This is a genomic window from Pseudomonas azotoformans, from assembly GCF_001579805.1.
Taxonomy (GTDB): domain Bacteria; phylum Pseudomonadota; class Gammaproteobacteria; order Pseudomonadales; family Pseudomonadaceae; genus Aquipseudomonas; species Aquipseudomonas azotoformans_A.
On the sequence record NZ_CP014546.1, the window covers coordinates 2,097,280 to 2,113,888 of the forward strand.

Below are 16,609 nucleotides of genomic sequence, written 5' to 3' on the forward strand. Positions count from 1 at the left end.
CCCTGTTTTTTTGAATTGACCCGGTGCAGCGGCAGTTCCGCAGCACCTTACCCGACCATGATGAGGCCCGCATGAGTGACATCCTCGCAGACAGCTTAGATGGCGTAGAACGCCGGTCGCTGGCTGACTTCACCGAAAATGCCTACCTCAACTACTCCATGTACGTGATCATGGACCGTGCCTTGCCGCATATCGGCGACGGCCTGAAGCCTGTACAACGGCGCATTATCTACGCCATGAGTGAGTTGGGCCTGGACGCCGATTCCAAGCACAAGAAGTCGGCGCGTACCGTCGGTGACGTGCTCGGTAAGTTCCACCCCCACGGCGATTCCGCCTGCTACGAAGCCATGGTGTTGATGGCCCAACCGTTCAGCTATCGCTACACGCTGGTAGACGGCCAGGGCAACTGGGGTGCGCCGGATGATCCCAAGTCGTTCGCTGCGATGCGCTACACCGAGGCACGCCTGTCGCGTTACTCGGAAGTCCTGCTGAGCGAGTTGGGCCAGGGCACCGCTGACTGGGGGCCTAACTTCGACGGCACTCTCGATGAACCGCTGGTGTTGCCGGCACGTTTGCCGAATATCCTGCTCAATGGCACCACCGGCATCGCCGTCGGCATGGCCACCGATGTGCCGCCGCATAACCTGCGCGAAGTCGCCACCGCGTGCGTGCGCTTGCTGGATGAGCCCAAAGCCACGGTGGAACAGCTCTGCGAACACATCCAGGGCCCGGACTACCCGACCGAAGCGGAAATCATCACGCCGCGCGCCGACCTGCTGAAGATGTACGAAACCGGCAAGGGCTCGGTGCGCATGCGCGCCGTGTACCACATCGAAGATGGCGACATTATCGTCACCGCGCTGCCGCATCAGGTGTCCGGTGCCAAGGTGCTGGAGCAGATCGCCGCGTTGATGCAGGCCAAGCCGTCGAAATTGCCGCAGGTTGCCGACCTGCGTGACGAATCCGACCACGAAAACCCCTGCCGCATCGTGATCATCCCGACCAACAGCCGGGTCGACCACGAAGTGCTGATGCAACATCTGTTTGCCAGCACGGACTTGGAGTCCAGCTACCGGGTCAACGTCAACATCATCGGCCTGGACGGCAAGCCGCAGCTGAAAAACCTGCGCAACTTGCTGGTGGAATGGCTGGAGTTCCGGGTGCAGACCGTGCGTCGCCGCCTGCAATTCCGCCTGGATAAGGTCGAGCGTCGCCTGCACCTGTTGGACGGCTTGCTGATCGCCTATCTCAACCTGGATGAAGTGATCCACATCATTCGCACCGCCGAACACCCGAAAGCCGAGCTGATCGCGCGTTTCGAGCTGAGCGAGATCCAGGCTGACTACATCCTCGACACCCGCTTGCGTCAGTTGGCGCGGCTGGAAGAAATGAAGCTGCGCGACGAACAAGATGCGCTGCTCAAGGAACAAGCCAAGCTGCAAGCGCTGCTGGGCAGCGAAGCCAAGCTGAAGAAGCTGGTGCGCAGCGAGCTGATCAAAGACGCGGAAACCTACGGCGATGACCGTCGTTCGCCAATCGTCCAGCGCGCCGAAGCCAAAGCGCTGACAGAAACCGAACTGCTGCCAAACGAGAAAATTACCGTCGTTCTGTCGGAAAAGGGTTGGGTTCGTTCCGCCAAGGGGCATGATATTGACGCCACTGGTTTGTCGTACAAGGCTGGCGACGGCTTCAAGACCGCCGCCGCCGGGCGTTCCAACCAGTTTGCGGTGTTTATCGACTCCACGGGGCGCAGTTATTCGGTGCCGGCCCACACCTTGCCATCCGCAAGGGGGCAGGGCGAGCCGTTGACCGGGCGCCTTACACCGCCGCCCGGGGCGAATTTCGAGTGCGTGCTGCTGCCGGACGACGATGCGCTGTACGTGATCGCCTCCGACGCGGGCTACGGGTTTGTGGTGAAAGGTGAAGACCTGCAGGCGAAGAACAAGGCGGGCAAGGCTTTGCTGAGCCTGCCGAACAACGCCAAGGTGATCCTGCCTCGTCCGGTGGACGACCGCGAGAGCAACTGGCTGGCGTCGGTGACCACTGAGGGGCGTTTGCTGGTGTTCAAGATCAGCGACCTGCCGCAGTTGGGCAAAGGCAAGGGCAACAAGATCATTGGTATTCCCGGCGAGCGGGTGACCAGTCGCGAAGAGTACGTGACCGACATCGCAGTGATCCCGGAAGGCGCGACGTTGGTGCTTCAGGCCGGTAAACGTACCCTGTCGTTGCGTCCTGACGACCTTGAGCACTACAAGGGAGAACGTGGCCGGCGTGGTAACAAATTGCCACGTGGCTTCCAGCGAGTGGATGCTTTGTTGGTGGAAACACCGGTTTAAGGCGGATTAGAGCCCTCGATCTACGATTTAACCCGTAGATCGACGCTTTGGCGCTGGAGTCATGGCGCATATTCACGGATGATATGGCCTTTCCAGCGCCGGCGTGGCCGAGCGTGTTTAGGTTATTTTTAGTATTACATTGTGGTTCGCCTTGTGGCAGCCACCTGGATGGGATGATGACTGCTCCACGCCTTCCTTTATTTTTTGTGCTCGCTGGCCTTTTGGGGTTGGCGGGTTGCAGCACACACCAGCCGGTGTCGCTGTACCAGCTGGACAGCGGAAGTCCGGCTCAACCTGCACAGACCGCCGGCATGGCTGTCTTGCTGGGCCCGGTGGTCGTTGCCGACTACCTGCAACGCGAAACACTGCTGCAACGTCAGAACGACGGCAGCCTGCAAGGTTCAACCGATGGCCGTTGGGCGGGTAGTTTGTCCTCCGACATCAACCAATTGATGTTGCGCCAGGTGGCGGGTCAACTGGACAGCCAGCGTGTGGTGCTGGCGCCCGCGCCGACTGGTTTTACCCCGGATGTGCAGGTGTTGCTGACCATCACCCGTCTTGACTCCGGTACGTCGCAACCGGCGATCCTCGATGCGCAATGGCGCTTGATCGATCGTCGTGGCCAGGTCCGCGATAACCGCATTGTGCACCTGCAGGAACAACACACCGGTACCACCGCGTCTCAGGTCCAGGCTCAGGGCGTGTTGTTGCAGCATCTGGCACAGCAGTTGTCGGTGGCCCTCAAGCCATTGGCCAACCAGCCGCCGATTGCCGAAGCGCCGCGCAAGCAAAGCGCCCCGGTACAGGCTAAGCCGGCAGAACCGCAGAAGCCGAAGATGCCGATGGCAACGCCGATTCGTACGGATATGGAAGTGTTCAGGTTCTGATCTGAATCGCAGATACAAAAAAGGCCCGCTGATTCAGCGGGCCTTTTTTTGTGCGATTTTGGTAGCACTGAAGATCAACTGTGGGAGCGGGCTTGCTCGCGAAAGCGGTGGCTCAGTCACCAATGTATCCGACTGACAATCCGCATTCGCGAGCAAGCCCGCTCCCACACAAGCCCACTCTGTTGCTCAGGGCTTGCGGGTCTCGTGCATCCGCGCCAACTGCCGCTCCAGCATCGACGGATACGGTTCCATCAACCGCTCCACACAGCTGGCACCCTCGGGGCTGGCAATCGGGCGGATTCGTGCGCGTTGGCGGATCAGCGTGTCTTCGCTGATCTTGCGCTCCACCAGCAACAGGTTGCGACTGTGTTGCGACAGCGCCAGGGCGTCCTGGGCGCTCTCGGTGAGCAGCAGGTCGATCTGGGTCATGCCAAACAGGTCATCGCTCACCGTCAGGCCCAACTGCAGTTGCAGCGTGATGCCACTGTCGGCCACTTCGATCTGCAGGGCATGGCCCAGGGCGCGCAGCAACTCGCCGCAGCAGATGGCGTTGGTCAGGTAGTCTTCGCCGCTGTCTTCACTGTGGAACAGCATCAAGGTACTGCCATCGTTCAGGGTGTGCAGTTCGCTCTGGTACAGCGACGCGGCCTGGTCGAGGCAGTCGCGGTAGCGCTCCAGCAGCTCGGTCAGGCGTGCGCGGGGCAGGCGACGCAGTTGGTCCTGAGCGCCCAGTTGCACCGCCAGTACAGCGCTGAACTGAGGTTCGGTATTCTTCACCGGGGTGGGTTTTGGTGCGACGGCCGGTGCGCTGGCCGAGGTGTCGCGCAGGTCGGCGAAGGGGTCTTCGTCGTCCAGTTCGTCTTCTTCGGCTTTGAACGCCTGGCGGGTGGCAGGCTTCAGGCCCGCTACCGGTGCGTCCTGCACTTCAAACTCAGGCTCGTCGTCGTAGTCGGTTTCGTCGAACTCAGGCTCTGGCTCCACTTCGCGCACCACCGGTTCCGGGGCGAAACTGGCGTGCAGCTGGCGGGCGAGGTCGCCGATTTCATCCTGGCGGTCAGTGGCCGGGGTGTGCTCGTCGATATCGCGCAGCCAGATGCGCAACTGCATCAGCGGCGTGGAGATGTGCCGGCCCAGGCGCAGGCTCAAGGCCAACGCCAAGGCCAGCAGAATTGCGCTCAAGATGCCCATGCTTTGCAGGCTGATGGTCATCGGCTGCTGGAATTGCTGCATGTCCAGGCTGATGCGCAGTTGGCCGGCCTTCACATCCTGAAACGTAATGTTGCTCTGGTACAGGCCTTCGGCTTCACCCAGCAGGCCGTTTTTCGGGCGCTGCCCGGCTTCGGCCATGATCCGGTTGTCCACGCTGTAGATGGCGGCGTGGGCCACCAGCGGGTTCTTGGTCAGGTTGTTGAGCAGCACGTTGAGGCTGAGGATGTCGTTGGACACCAGCAGCTCAGTCGCCGAGGTGGCGGTCTGGGTGGTCAAGCTCTCGCCCAGGGCGTCGGCTTGCTCGTGCATGGCCTGTTTGAACTGCAAACCCATCACGCAGGCGTAGATCACCAGGGCCAGGGCGACCAGGATCACGTTATGGCTGGCGATGCGTAATGCGATCGGTACACGGCGGTGGCGCAGTGCCCGGAAGATCAGCAGGAAGAAATTATCGGTTTTTACTGGCGTGGGCCGGTTCACTTGCGCTCGGCTCTTGGTCCGTGAAGTTGACGCGCAGTATAGCGACAGCCCTAGAACCGGCAAAGCGCTGGCTGTGCCCGATGGTCACTGAAAGTGGGTAGAATGCGGTTTTTTTCCAGCCTGGGGGTGCGCCTTGCGCGAAATTGTCCTGATTAACATCACGGGGGAAGACCGCCCAGGTCTGACCGCAGCCATTACCGGCGTTCTGGCCCAGGGTGGTGTGAACATTCTCGACATCGGCCAGGCGGTGATCCACGACACCTTGTCGTTCGGCATCCTGGTCGAGATTCCGAGCACTGAACAGGCGTCTTCGGTACTCAAGGACATCCTGTTTACGGCTTACAAGCTGGATCAACAGGTGCGCTTCACCCCGGTGTCCGAAGAGGACTACCAGCAATGGGTGGCCGGCCAGGGCAAGAAACGCCATATCGTGACGCTGCTGACCCGCAAGGTCACCGCGGAACAATTGCAACGCGTCAGCTCCATTACCGCGCAGTACGGTCTTAATATCGACCATATCGACCGTCTGTCGGGTCGTATGCCGCTGGATACCCCGGCCGACAAGGGCAAGGGCTGCATCGAGTTCTCCGTGCGCGGTGAACCGGCCGACCCTCAGGCCCTGCGCGCCGAATTCCTCAGCGTGGCCCAAGAGCTGAACGTCGACATCGCCTTCCAGGAAGACTCGCTGTTCCGCCGCAACCGCCGTCTGGCGGTGTTCGACATGGACTCCACGCTGATCGAAGCCGAAGTCATCGACGAATTGGCCAAAGCGGCCGGCGTGGGCGAGCAGGTTTCCGAAATCACCGAACGCGCCATGGCCGGTGAACTGGACTTCCGCGCCAGCTTCAAGGAGCGCCTTGCGCTGCTTAAAGGCCTGGACGTGAGCGTGCTGGACTCCATCGGCGCCTCCCTGCGCCTGACCGAGGGCGCCGAAACCCTGTTCGCTGAACTCAAGCGCCTGGGCTACAAGACCGCCATCCTGTCCGGCGGCTTCACCTACTTCGCCAAGCAATTGCAGGCCAAGCTGGGCATCGACTACGTGTTCGCCAACGAGCTGGAAGTGGTGGATGGCAAGGTGACCGGCGTGGCGGTCGAGCCGATTGTCGACGCTCAGCGCAAGGCGGACCTGCTCAAGGAATTGGCGCACAAGGAAGGTTTGCGTCTGGAGCAGACCATTGCGGTCGGCGACGGTGCGAATGACTTGCCGATGCTGGCGATTGCGGGGTTGGGTGTGGCCTTCCGTGCCAAGCCGCTGGTGAAGCAATCGGCCAAGCAGGCGATTTCGACGTTGGGCTTGGATGGCGTGTTGTATCTGCTGGGCTTCCGTGATCGCGACGGTCAGCTGTAACTCGCTCTAACTGGTAAATGTGGGAGCCAGGCCAGGCTCCCACCTTCAATCAGGCTTTCGGAAGACCGATGCCTTGGCCCATCTGTACCGGAGTGCCAGCGGCCAGCTCTTCAGCCCACTTCACCTGATCCGGCCCAAACAGCACAATCGCGGTCGAACCCAGCTTGAAGCGACCCAGCTCCGCACCTTTCTCCAGATGAACCGGTGCGCGCGCAGCTTCGTCATAGCGGAAGGTTTTCAGCTCGCGCTTCGGCGGCGTTACCAGCCCAGCCCACACGGTTTCAATCGACGCCACAATCATCGCACCCACCAATACCACGGCCATCGGGCCGCGTTCGGTGTCGAAGATGCAGGCAACGCGTTCGTTGCGCGCGAACAGCTCAGGTACGTTTTCAGCGGTAGTCTGGTTGACCGAGAAGATGCGGCCCGGGATGTAGACCATCTCGCGCAGCGTGCCGGCCAGCGGCATGTGTACGCGGTGGTAGTCCTTCGGCGACAGGTAGATGGTGGCGAAATCGCCGCCCATGAACGGCGCCGCTACGGCCGAGTCGCCGCCCAGCAATTCCAGCACGCTGAAGCTGTGACCTTTGGCCTGGAACACCCGGCCATGCTCGATTGGGCCCAACTGGCTGACCGCACCATCGGCGGGGCTCAACACCGCGCCTGGGGTTTGATCCAGTGGGCGGGCGCCATCTTTCAGGGCGCGGGTGAAGAAGGCGTTGAAGTGCTCGTAGGCGGTCACGTCTTCAACCAGGGCCTGGGACATGTCCACTTGATAACGCTTGGCGAACCAGCTGGTGAAGGCATTCTTGAACCAGCGCACGCGGCACTCGGCAATGCAACCGGCCAGACGCGATAGCAAGTGGTGCGGCAGCAAGTACTGGCTGAGGATAAACAACTGCTTTTTCATAACTGTCCTTAAACCTTAAATCTCGACGGGGGTGTCGGGGTGGTTGCCCCATTCGCCCCAGGAACCGGCATAACCTTTGACTCGCGGATAACCGAGCGCCTTGGCCACCAGGTAGGTGAAGCCAGAACGGTGGTGAGTCTGGCAGTGGGTGATGATTTCTTTGTCTTTGGTCAACCCGAGGTCTTCGAGGATCTGCGGCATGTCGCGGCGGATACGCAGGTTGCGCGCCTTGTCCATGCCGGCAGTCCATTCGAAGTTCACCGCGCCGGGGATGTGCCCGCCTTTGGCGGCGAGGACCTTCTCGCCGGAATACTCCAGCGGACCGCGTGCATCCCAGATGCCCAGGTCGGCGGCACCCAGGCGGCTTTGCAGGTATTCGCGGGTGGCGGTGGGGCCATCGTGCAACGTGAGGCTGACCGGGCCGCCGACGGGGGCGGGCACGTCGGTGGATACCGGGTGCTTGTCTTCCAGCCAGGCCAGCAGGCCGCCGTCCAGGTAGTGGTACTTCTGGTGGCCGATCACGTCGAGCATCCAGATGAATCGTCCGGCCCAGCCGCCGCCTTCGTCGTCGTAGACCACGTAGGTGGCGTCCGGGGTGTGGCCCAGTTCGCCGAACAGCTTCTCAAGATCAGCCTTGTTGGGCAGCAGGCCGGGCGCCGGGGGCTGCCCCAGTTGGGTGCGCTTTGGGTCAACGAAATGCGCGCCGGGGATATGCCCTTCGGCGTAGCGGGCGGCACTGGTGAGGTCCACCAGTATCAGGTGTTCGGTATCGAGGCGACCAAGCAGGTCGCTGGATTCGATCACCAGCGGCAAGCCAGAGAAGTCAGGCATGTGAGGTCTCCTGGGCACAAATGTTGGCGATAAAAGACGGCGATTGTAGCGCAAGCATCAGGCGCTGCGGTTGGTAAAGCAGTGCAGGGCTTTCTCGATGCATTGGGCGGTTTTGCCGAAGGCCTGCACGGTGGTTTCCGAGAACGGCCCGCCGCCCTGGTCGGCCACCATCAGCATAACCACCTTGCCATTACAGCTCAGCGAGCGCAGCAACAGGTGTTCGCCGGTGAACAGGCGACGCAGGATCGGCGGCAGCAAGGCCGAGAACTGCGCATGGTTTTCAGGGTTGAGGCGTACCTGCGCGGATTTTTCCAGCAAGCGCTGCAAGAGCGTGCTGTTGACCACATCCAGGCTCAAATTGGCCGCATCCTTCGGCAGGCCATCGACCTGGTGCACACGCAAGGTGCTCATGGCGCGGTCAGCCATCAACAGCATGACCCGCTGCATGCCACTGGCCACCAGGGCCTCCTTGGCGCAGGTGGTCAGGTGCATGGCGTTGGCAAAGCGGCTCGGTTCCACCAGCAGTTCGGTGCAGCGCTTGCGCCACACGGCCAGGGCCTCAGCGGTGGGCGGTGGCGCTGGAAGCAGGCCGCGATGAATCTTTTGTACATGCCACGGCCAGATCAGCGACAGCGCCGGGTGCCAGAGGTCAGGCATCAAGGTGGTGCGGGCGCTGGTGACGGCCTGCTGGTGGACCTGCTGCTGCACCTCGCCCAGGGGCTGTTGCAGGTACAGCGCTGTGAGGAGTTGCCAGCGTTCGGTGTGCGGGCAGGTCCAGGATTCCTGGGCCGACATCGCCAGGCCGTTGGCCAGCAGCACGGTATTGGCCGGTTGGTTCAACCAGCGGCGCAGGTTGGGTTCGGCGTCGAGCAATTGCTGGTGGCGCAGTGGGTCGTCTTCGCGGGCGATGTGCAGCGCCTTGACCAGCAAGCGCTGCTCGCTCATCAGCAGCTTATAGCCCTGGGACACCCAGATCGGCAGGTGCCAGGCTTCGGTCAGGCCGACGCACAGGTCCAGCAGGCGCACGCCGAACAGTGCCTGCTCAACCTCGCGCGCCGATTGGCCTTTGTGGATCACCCGCAGTTCCCATTCTTCCAGGAGCTTGGGGTAGGCGACCGCCATCGGCCACAGCGGCGACAGAAACAGCAGGCTGCCCCAGTGAATGTCCTGCCACAGTCGCGCCAGGCGGCTGCCGAACAAACCGTTGGCTTGTTGCGATGCGTGCTGGCTGACCAACAGCAGTTGGCGCAACGCCACGGGGATCTCATTGGCCGGCACCGACGGCAGGCGCGCCAGCAGTTCTTCGGCGCGCTTGAGGCCCAGGCGGTTGAGCGCCACTTCGAGGTTTTCCGCCGGTTCCGCCAAGCTGCCATGGGTATGGCTGTTGGCCTCGCGCATCACGCTGAGCACAAGCGCCGGGCTGCTTTGCATCAGCTCGGCAATATCTCGCAATGAACTGCGGCTGTCGCGGATGCCTTTGCACACCCGGTCGTGACTGGCCTGGGGCACAGGCAGCAGCACATCGTCCAGGCGCTTGATCCAAGCGGCGAGAGAGTTGGGTTTTGCACTTGGGACTGTCGTTTCATTAGCCATGATAGGGGCGCGATCATCACTTGCGGTCTACACGCCCGGAGCGGGCCGAACTGGCTTTTCGCCTTAACGGGCTATAGTCTGGCGCAGTTTTGCCGATAAGTAGAACAAGAGTTTTCTGCTACACCCAATATGTCCATGAACCCGACGGCGCAAGTACTCATCCCCTATGGCTAAAATTATCGGCATCATCGTCGTCATCGCAAGTGTGCTCGGTGGCTACGTCCTGTCCCACGGTAAAATTGCGGCGTTGATCCAGCCCTTTGAAGTGCTGATCATCGGTGGTGCGGCGTTCGGCGCATTCTTGCAGGCCAACCCCGGCTACATGACTATGCACGTGGTCAAGAAGTCGCTGGGGATGTTCGGTTCGCGCTTCACTCACACGTTCTATCTGGAAGTGCTGGGGCTGGTCTACGAGATCCTCAACAAGAGCCGCCGCGAAGGCATGATGGCCATCGAGGCCGACATCGAAGACGCCGCCGCCAGCCCGATTTTCGCCAAGTACCCGGCTGTGCTCAAAGATGAGCGCATGACCGCCTACATCTGCGACTACCTGCGCATCATGTCCTCCGGCAACATGGCCCCCCATGAGCTGGAAGGCCTGTTCGACATGGAGTTGTTCAGCCTTAAAGAAGAGTTGGAGCATCCTTCCCACGCCGTGACCGGCATCGCTGACGGTATGCCGGGTTTTGGTATCGTCGCGGCGGTACTCGGTATCGTGGTGACCATGGCGTCCCTGGGCGAGGGCGACCAGGCCGCCATCGGCATGCACGTGGGTGCGGCACTGGTGGGTACGTTCTTCGGTATTCTCGCGGCCTACGGCTTCTTCGGTCCGCTTGCGACCTCCCTGGCCCATGACGCCAAGGAAGAAATCAACCTGTACGAATCGATCAAGGCCAGCCTGGTCGCTTCGGCTTCCGGCATGCCGCCGTCCCTGGCGGTGGAGTTTGGCCGCAAGGTGCTGTACCCGAAGCATCGCCCAAGCTTCGCCGAGCTGGAACAAGCGGTTCGCGGTCGTTAAGCCATGGAAAACAACCAGCCGATAATCATCAAGCGCGTCAAGCGCTTCGCTGCGGGGCACCATGGCGGCGCCTGGAAAATCGCCTTCGCCGACTTTGCGACGGCGATGATGGCGTTCTTCCTGGTGCTGTGGCTGATGTCCACCGCCACGCCCGAACAGAAGATCGCCATCGCTGGCTACTTCAAAGACCCGATTGGTTTCTCGGAAAGCGGCACGCCCTTCGTGATCGACCTGGGTGGCTCGCCGCAATTGGCGCCTGAGCGCACCATCAACCCGGAAATCAAGACCGAGTCGCCCCAGGAGAAAATCCCGATCGAGCGCGACACCGTCGAGTCCATGGCTGAGCAGGTCGAGCAGGAGCGCCTTGAGCTGCTGCTGCAAGAGCTGCAGACCAAGGTCGAAGAAAACCCGCAACTGCTGAAATTCAAGGACCAGATTTCTTTTGAAATCACGCCGGAAGGCTTGCGCATCCAGATCACCGACGCCGCCAACCGGCCGATGTTCGACTCCGGCAGTGCGCGCCTGAAGCCGTACTTTGAAGACATCCTGCTGGCCATGGCCGACACCATCAAGGCGGTGCCGAACAAGATCAGCATCAGCGGCCACACCGACGCCAAGCCATACGCGGGCCAGGGTGATTTCGGCAACTGGGAACTCTCGGCCAACCGCGCCAACGCCGCGCGCCGCGCGCTGGTTGCCGGCAGTTATCCGGACCCGCAAGTGGCGCGCGTGGTGGGGTTTGCTTCGTCGCAGCTGTTTGATCATCAAGACCCGTTCAACCCGGTCAACCGCCGGATCGATATCGTGGTGCTGACCAAAAAGGCTCAGCGTGCGATTGAGGGTGATCAACCGCCGACGCCGCAACCTACCCCAGGCGCAGGCGCGCCGGGAGAGGTGCCGGCCGATCCGAACGCGATTCCACCAGGACAGGAGCCGTTGCCGGCGCATGAACTGCGTCAGAAGCTGAACTTGTTTGACGATGGTGGGGTGAAGGATCCTACGGTGCCGGGTACCGGTTCGTAAGCTTCACAAACAAAAAGGCCGCGATGATCGCGGCCTTGTTGTTTCTATCTGTGGGGTGAGCTTTCTGTGGCGAGGGAGCTTGCTCCCGCTGGACTGCGCAGCAGTCCCCAACTTTTTAGGGGCGCTGCGCACCCCAGCGGGAGCAAGCTCCCTCGCCACAAGGCTCAGTAACTGCTCTCCGGCAAACTCGCAATAATCGACCGATAGCTGTTCATCCGCTGCTGCTGCACACGCCCATCCTCCAGCGCCTTGAGCAATGCACAGCCCGGCTCACGGTCGTGTTTGCAGTCGCGGAAGCGGCAGGTGCCGATCAGGTCGTTGAATTCGATGAAGCCTGCTTCCACATCGCTGCGGCTGACGTGGCCGAGGCCGAATTCGCGGATACCGGGGGAGTCGATCAGCTCACCGCCGCCGGGGAAGTGGAACAACCGCGCGGTGGTGGTGGTGTGAGTACCCTGGCCGGACAGTTCCGACAGTGGGCCCACGCGGGTTTCGACTTCCGGCAGCAGGCTGTTGACCAGCGAGGATTTACCCACGCCCGACTGGCCGACAAACACGCTGATGCGCCCGTCCAACTGCTGTTGCAGCTGTTCCATGCCATTGCCGTGATGCGCCGAGACTTCCAGCACCGGGTAGCCGAGCGTGCGGTACACCGCCAACAGGGCATTCAGTGCCGGGGCGTTCTGCTCGTCGATCAGGTCGAATTTGTTCAACAGCAACAGTGGGCGGATGCCAGCGTGCTCGGCGGCGACCAGGTAGCGGTCGATCAGGTTGGCATGGGGCTCGGGCAGTGGCGCGAACACGATGACGATCATGTCGACGTTGGCCGCCACCGGCTTGAGCTGGCCACGGCTGTCCGGGCGGCGCAGTTCGGTGGTGCGTGGCAACTGGGCGACAATCACGCCGATGCCTTGGTTGCCGGCACGCCAGACCACTTGGTCGCCGGTCACCAGCGCAGGCAGGTTGGCGCGCAAGTGGCAACGGAACACTTGGCCTGCGAGTTCGCCTTCGAGCGCCTCGACTTCGACCTGCACACCAAAGTGCGCGATCACCAGGCCCGTTTGTTCAGGGCCCAGGTCGCCGCCTTCAAGCGCTTCCACGGCGGAGGATTCACGTTTGGCGGCGCGAGCGGCGCGTTCACCTTGAATCTTTTCGATGCGCCAGTTTTGGCGACGGTTGAGCTGGCGTTTGGCCATGGGTGTTCCGTGTCGATAATGCAAAGGTTGGGTAAAACGGTCGCGAGTCTAGCACGCCCCCGCCTGCTAAACTGCGCAGCTACGCCAAGGTGCCAAGAGAATCAAGCCATGCAAAACCCACAGAACCTGATTTGGATCGATCTGGAAATGACCGGTCTGAACCCCGACACCGACGTCATCATCGAGATGGCGACCATTGTCACCGACAGCAACCTCAACACCTTGGCCGAAGGTCCGGTGATCGCCATCCACCACAGCGATGCCGTCCTTGCCACCATGGACGAGTGGAACACCCGCACCCACGGCAACTCCGGCCTCACCCAGCGCGTGCGCGACAGCCGCATCAGCATGGCCGAAGCTGAGGCCGAGACCATCGCCTTCCTGGAAAAGTGGGTGCCCAAGGGCAAGTCGCCGATCTGCGGCAACAGCATCTGCCAGGACCGTCGCTTCCTTTATACCCACATGAAAGGGCTGGAAAGCTACTTCCATTACCGCAACCTGGATGTGTCGACACTCAAAGAGCTGGCCGCGCGTTGGGCGCCGGAAGTCAAAGACAGCTTCCATAAAGGCAGCACACATTTGGCGCTGGATGATATTCGCGAGTCGATTGCCGAGCTGCAGCATTACCGCAAGCATTTCATCAAAGCGTGACGCCCCCTTTTGGTGCCGTCAGCAAATGATTAGACTGCCGGCCTCAATGCAAGGATCGCCCTCATGCTGCTGATGCTCTACCTCATCGCCATCACCGCCGAAGCCATGACCGGCGCGCTGTCGGCCGGGCGACGCGGCATGGACTGGTTTGGCGTAGTGCTGATCGCGTGTGTGACAGCGCTGGGTGGCGGTTCAGTGCGTGACGTGCTGCTCGGGCATTACCCGCTGACCTGGGTCAAGCACCCGGAATACCTGGTGCTGACCTCGATTGCCGCACTGGTGACGATCTTTATTGCTCCGCTGATGCGTCGCCTGCGCTCGCTGTTCCTGGCGCTGGACGCCGTGGGCCTGGTGGCGTTCACCCTGATTGGTTGCATGACCGCGCTGGAAATGGGTCACGGCATGTTGGTGGCCTCGGTCAGTGGTGTGATCACTGGGGTTTTCGGTGGCATCCTGCGCGACATCTTCTGCAACGACATCCCGCTGATCTTCCGCCGCGAGCTGTACGCCAGCGTGTCGTTCCTCGCCGCCTGGTTCTACATGCTCTGCCTTTATCTGGAACTGCCCAGCGAGCAGTCGATCCTGCTGACCCTGTTCAGCGGCTTTCTATTGCGGCTGTTGGCGATCCGTTTTCACTGGGAAATGCCCAAGTTCGTCTACAACGACGACGTGCACTAACGGCTGGCGTGCTGGTTCAGCGCCCATTCCACGTGTTCGCGCACCAGCTCCGACGGGTAATCCCGGCGCGCCTTCAAGGCTTCCAGCACCGGAATACTCGACGGCGCATTGCCCAGGCCCACCGCCAGGTTGCGCAGCCAGCGCTCGTAGCCGGCACGACGCAGCGGTGAGCCTTCAGTACTGCTGAGGAATTTATCCTCGTCCCACATAAACAGTTCGGCCAGCTCCGCGTTATCCAGGTTGTGGCGCGGTTTGAAATCGCTTTCGGCGGTGGAGCGGGCGAAACGATTCCATGGGCATACGATCTGACAGTCATCACAGCCGAATACCCGATTGCCGATCAGTGGGCGCAAGTCCTCTGGGATCGCGTTCTTGAGCTCGATGGTCAGGTAGGAGATACAGCGCCGCGCGTCCAATACATAGGGGCCGACGAAGGCGTTGGTGGGGCAGATATCCAGGCAAGCGGTGCAGCGGCCGCAGTGTTCGGTGCTGTGAGGGGCATCGATCGGCAACGGCAGGTCGACGAATAGTTCGCTCAGAAAGAAGTAACTACCGGCCTTGCGATTGAGGACCAGGGTGTTTTTACCGATCCAGCCCAGCCCGGCTTTTTCGGCGATGGCTTTTTCCAGCACGGGCGCGCTGTCGACAAAGGCGCGGAAACCGAACGGGCCCGATCTGCGCTTGAATGCGATCAGCCAGTTGCTGCACGCGCTTGCGGATCAGCTTGTGGTAGTCACGGCCCAGGGCGTAACGCGAAATGTAGGCTTTTTCTGGCTTGGCCAGCAATTGGGCCATTTGCGTGTCGCCCGGCAGGTAATCCATGCGCAGCGACACCACGCGCAAGGTGCCCGGCACCAGTTCGTCGGGATGGGAGCGTTTGCTGCCATGGGCGCCCATGTAGTCCATCTCGCCGTGGTAGCCCGCGTCGAGCCAGCGTTGCAGGTGCTGCTCATGCTCGGCCAGGTCCAGGCCGCTGATGCCGACTTGTTGAAAGCCCAGCTCGCGGCCCCAGTCTTTGATCGATTGGGCGAGGGCGGGCAGATCGGACGTAATAGCAGGCATGAGACACGGGAAACCACAGGTTAGATGCGTATAATTCTGCCAGACATCGGAGCTTGAAGACGCATGCCGCAGACAAATCACGCAATAACCGACGTACAGCCCCTGTTGCACGGCCATTTGCCGCAACTGACAGTGCGTTCGCCGGACGCCCATAAAGGCCAGTTTGGCCACCTGTTGGTCATTGGCGGTGACCACGGCTTTGGCGGCGCCGCCTTGCTGAGCACCGAAAGTGCCTTGCGCAGTGGCGCGGGCATGGTGTCCCTGGCGACGCGCCCGGAACACGTGCCAGCCGCTTTGGCCCGCTTGCCGGAAGTCATGACCGTCGGCGTCAGCTCGGCCAACCAACTGATGGGCTTGTTGGAAAAGATCTCGGTCATTGTGATCGGGCCTGGGCTGGGTGAAGCGTCCTGGGGCAAAAGCCTGCTGTCCGTCGCCGCCAACGCCAAGCAGCCGCAAGTCTGGGATGCCGACGCCTTGAATCAGCTCGCCAATGGCGGCATCAGCTTGCCAGCCAACAGCGTGATCACCCCGCATCCGGGGGAGGCTGCGCGGTTGTTGGGCCTTTCGACAGCCGAGGTTCAGGCCGATCGTCTTAAGGTGGCGCGCGCGTTGAGTCAGACATTCAATGCAGTGGCTATCCTCAAGGGGGCTGGCAGTTTGATTGCCAGCCCGGACGGACGTGTTTCACGCTGTGACCAAGGCCATCCGGCGATGGCAACGGCGGGGCTAGGTGATGTCCTGGCCGGGCTGGTGGGCGCGTTGCTGGCCCAGGGCATGCCGGCCTATGAGGCAAGCTGCCTGGCGGTTTGGTTGCATGCCACGGCGGGTGATCGCCAGGGCACCTTTGGTCGCGGCTTGGCTGCCAGCGACTTGATACCCGCCATTCGTCAATTGCTGGAGGAGCAGTCGCCGTGTCTGAAGTAATCCTTTTTTTGGCCGATGAAGAGGCCATGGTTGCGTTCGGGCAACGCATTGCGCAGGTGACGGCGGGTGCAGGGCTGATCTTTCTGGAAGGTGACTTGGGGGCGGGCAAGACCACGCTATCCCGAGGGATTATCCGAGGGTTGGGCCATACAGGGGCAGTAAAAAGCCCTACGTTCACCCTGGTAGAACCCTACGAGATCGGCGCAGTGCGCGCCTTCCACTTTGACCTTTATCGTCTGGTTGACCCCGAAGAGCTCGAATATATGGGGATCCGGGATTACTTCGATGAAGATGCGTTGTGCCTGATCGAGTGGCCAGATAAAGGCACAGGCTTTTTGCCAAAGCCTGACATGACCATTACCATTACGCCGCATGAGCATGGACGTCAGTTGAAGTTGTTGCCCCAGAGCGCGCGCGGCCAGTCGTGGTGCGCCGCTTTGGCATTGGAATTCAAATAATTGGT

Annotated in this window: 14 protein-coding genes and 1 pseudogene; 9 read left to right on the forward strand and 6 right to left on the reverse strand. The window is 61.4% G+C overall.

Features of this window, described 5'->3' with window-relative positions; all coding sequences use genetic code 11:
* Positions 1 to 71 precede the first annotated feature (71 nt).
* Positions 72 to 2,336 carry a DNA topoisomerase IV subunit A gene (parC, locus tag AYR47_RS09700; RefSeq protein ID WP_061435081.1) on the forward strand — a complete coding sequence of 755 codons (2,265 nt, stop codon included), beginning with the start codon at positions 72 to 74 and terminating at the stop codon, positions 2,334 to 2,336.
* 176 nt (positions 2,337 to 2,512) lie between these two features.
* Positions 2,513 to 3,223, forward strand: a complete 711-nt coding sequence (locus AYR47_RS09705) for a PqiC family protein (RefSeq protein ID WP_033897860.1) — start codon at positions 2,513 to 2,515, stop codon at positions 3,221 to 3,223.
* 186 nt (positions 3,224 to 3,409) lie between these two features.
* On the opposite strand, the gene AYR47_RS09710 is transcribed toward AYR47_RS09705, so the two are convergent.
* The gene (locus AYR47_RS09710; protein ID WP_033898478.1) at positions 3,410 to 4,912 is read right to left on the reverse strand and encodes an AhpA/YtjB family protein; all 1,503 of its coding nucleotides are present in this window, start codon (positions 4,910 to 4,912) and stop codon (positions 3,410 to 3,412) included.
* Between the two features lie 133 nt (positions 4,913 to 5,045).
* Between AYR47_RS09710 and serB the strand changes: the two genes are divergently transcribed.
* The gene (gene serB, locus AYR47_RS09715) at positions 5,046 to 6,260 is read left to right on the forward strand and encodes a phosphoserine phosphatase SerB (RefSeq protein WP_028615502.1); all 1,215 of its coding nucleotides are present in this window, start codon (positions 5,046 to 5,048) and stop codon (positions 6,258 to 6,260) included.
* Between the two features lie 49 nt (positions 6,261 to 6,309).
* On the opposite strand, the gene asd is transcribed toward serB, so the two are convergent.
* Genes asd through AYR47_RS09730 form a run of 3 tightly spaced genes read right to left on the reverse strand, consistent with a single transcriptional unit; the run spans position 6,310 to position 9,594 of the window.
* Positions 6,310 to 7,170: an archaetidylserine decarboxylase gene (gene asd / locus AYR47_RS09720; protein ID WP_033898477.1), complete on the reverse strand. Its 861-nt coding sequence runs from the start codon at positions 7,168 to 7,170 to the stop codon at positions 6,310 to 6,312.
* A 15-nt stretch (positions 7,171 to 7,185) separates the two neighbouring features.
* The gene (locus AYR47_RS09725; protein WP_061435082.1) at positions 7,186 to 8,001 is read right to left on the reverse strand and encodes a rhodanese-like domain-containing protein; all 816 of its coding nucleotides are present in this window, start codon (positions 7,999 to 8,001) and stop codon (positions 7,186 to 7,188) included.
* Positions 8,002 to 8,058: 57 nt separating this feature from the next.
* Positions 8,059 to 9,594: an HDOD domain-containing protein gene (locus AYR47_RS09730; RefSeq protein ID WP_061435083.1), complete on the reverse strand. Its 1,536-nt coding sequence runs from the start codon at positions 9,592 to 9,594 to the stop codon at positions 8,059 to 8,061.
* A 166-nt stretch (positions 9,595 to 9,760) separates the two neighbouring features.
* On the opposite strand from AYR47_RS09730, the gene motA reads away from it, so the two are divergent.
* Positions 9,761 to 10,612 carry a flagellar motor stator protein MotA gene (motA, locus tag AYR47_RS09735; protein WP_016976894.1) on the forward strand — a complete coding sequence of 284 codons (852 nt, stop codon included), beginning with the start codon at positions 9,761 to 9,763 and terminating at the stop codon, positions 10,610 to 10,612.
* A gap of 3 nt (positions 10,613 to 10,615) precedes the next feature.
* Complete coding sequence (gene motB, locus AYR47_RS09740; protein WP_033898472.1) at positions 10,616 to 11,635, forward strand: flagellar motor protein MotB; 1,020 nt, start codon at positions 10,616 to 10,618, stop codon at positions 11,633 to 11,635.
* Between the two features lie 164 nt (positions 11,636 to 11,799).
* Here motB and rsgA read toward each other — a convergent pair whose 3' ends face one another.
* On the reverse strand, positions 11,800 to 12,831 hold the full coding sequence (gene rsgA, locus AYR47_RS09745) for a small ribosomal subunit biogenesis GTPase RsgA (protein ID WP_033898469.1): 1,032 nt from the start codon (positions 12,829 to 12,831) through the stop codon (positions 11,800 to 11,802).
* 108 nt (positions 12,832 to 12,939) lie between these two features.
* On the opposite strand from rsgA, the gene orn reads away from it, so the two are divergent.
* Together orn and AYR47_RS09755 are read left to right on the forward strand one after the other, a co-directional pair.
* On the forward strand, positions 12,940 to 13,482 hold the full coding sequence (orn, locus tag AYR47_RS09750) for an oligoribonuclease (protein WP_003171343.1): 543 nt from the start codon (positions 12,940 to 12,942) through the stop codon (positions 13,480 to 13,482).
* Between the two features lie 63 nt (positions 13,483 to 13,545).
* Entirely contained in the window at positions 13,546 to 14,160 is a 615-nt protein-coding gene (locus tag AYR47_RS09755; RefSeq protein ID WP_028615507.1) for a trimeric intracellular cation channel family protein, read from the forward strand.
* On the opposite strand, the pseudogene queG reads toward AYR47_RS09755, so the two are convergent.
* Positions 14,157 to 15,222: pseudogene (gene queG / locus AYR47_RS09760) on the reverse strand (tRNA epoxyqueuosine(34) reductase QueG). The gene AYR47_RS09755 and the pseudogene queG overlap by 4 nt on opposite strands.
* 63 nt (positions 15,223 to 15,285) lie before the next feature.
* Between queG and AYR47_RS09765 the strand changes: the two are divergent.
* Both AYR47_RS09765 and tsaE read left to right on the forward strand, forming a co-directional pair.
* Entirely contained in the window at positions 15,286 to 16,146 is an 861-nt protein-coding gene (locus AYR47_RS09765) for an NAD(P)H-hydrate dehydratase (RefSeq protein ID WP_033898465.1), read from the forward strand.
* Complete coding sequence (gene tsaE, locus AYR47_RS09770; RefSeq protein ID WP_016976901.1) at positions 16,134 to 16,604, forward strand: tRNA (adenosine(37)-N6)-threonylcarbamoyltransferase complex ATPase subunit type 1 TsaE; 471 nt, start codon at positions 16,134 to 16,136, stop codon at positions 16,602 to 16,604. Before AYR47_RS09765 ends, tsaE begins: the two co-directional genes overlap by 13 nt.
* Positions 16,605 to 16,609 lie beyond the last annotated feature (5 nt).

Bases quoted from the DNA above. Each gene is read 5' to 3' on its own strand.
- parC (WP_061435081.1), top strand. From the start codon at position 72: ATGAGTGACATCCTCGCAGACAGCTTAGATGGCGTAGAACGCCGGTCG.
- AYR47_RS09705 (WP_033897860.1), top strand. From the start codon at position 2,513: ATGACTGCTCCACGCCTTCCTTTATTTTTTGTGCTCGCTGGCCTTTTG.
- asd (WP_033898477.1), bottom strand. From the start codon at position 7,170: ATGAAAAAGCAGTTGTTTATCCTCAGCCAGTACTTGCTGCCGCACCAC.
- AYR47_RS09725 (WP_061435082.1), bottom strand. From the start codon at position 8,001: ATGCCTGACTTCTCTGGCTTGCCGCTGGTGATCGAATCCAGCGACCTG.
- AYR47_RS09730 (WP_061435083.1), bottom strand. From the start codon at position 9,594: ATGGCTAATGAAACGACAGTCCCAAGTGCAAAACCCAACTCTCTCGCC.
- motA (WP_016976894.1), top strand. From the start codon at position 9,761: ATGGCTAAAATTATCGGCATCATCGTCGTCATCGCAAGTGTGCTCGGT.
- motB (WP_033898472.1), top strand. From the start codon at position 10,616: ATGGAAAACAACCAGCCGATAATCATCAAGCGCGTCAAGCGCTTCGCT.
- rsgA (WP_033898469.1), bottom strand. From the start codon at position 12,831: ATGGCCAAACGCCAGCTCAACCGTCGCCAAAACTGGCGCATCGAAAAG.
- orn (WP_003171343.1), top strand. From the start codon at position 12,940: ATGCAAAACCCACAGAACCTGATTTGGATCGATCTGGAAATGACCGGT.
- AYR47_RS09755 (WP_028615507.1), top strand. From the start codon at position 13,546: ATGCTGCTGATGCTCTACCTCATCGCCATCACCGCCGAAGCCATGACC.
- AYR47_RS09765 (WP_033898465.1), top strand. From the start codon at position 15,286: ATGCCGCAGACAAATCACGCAATAACCGACGTACAGCCCCTGTTGCAC.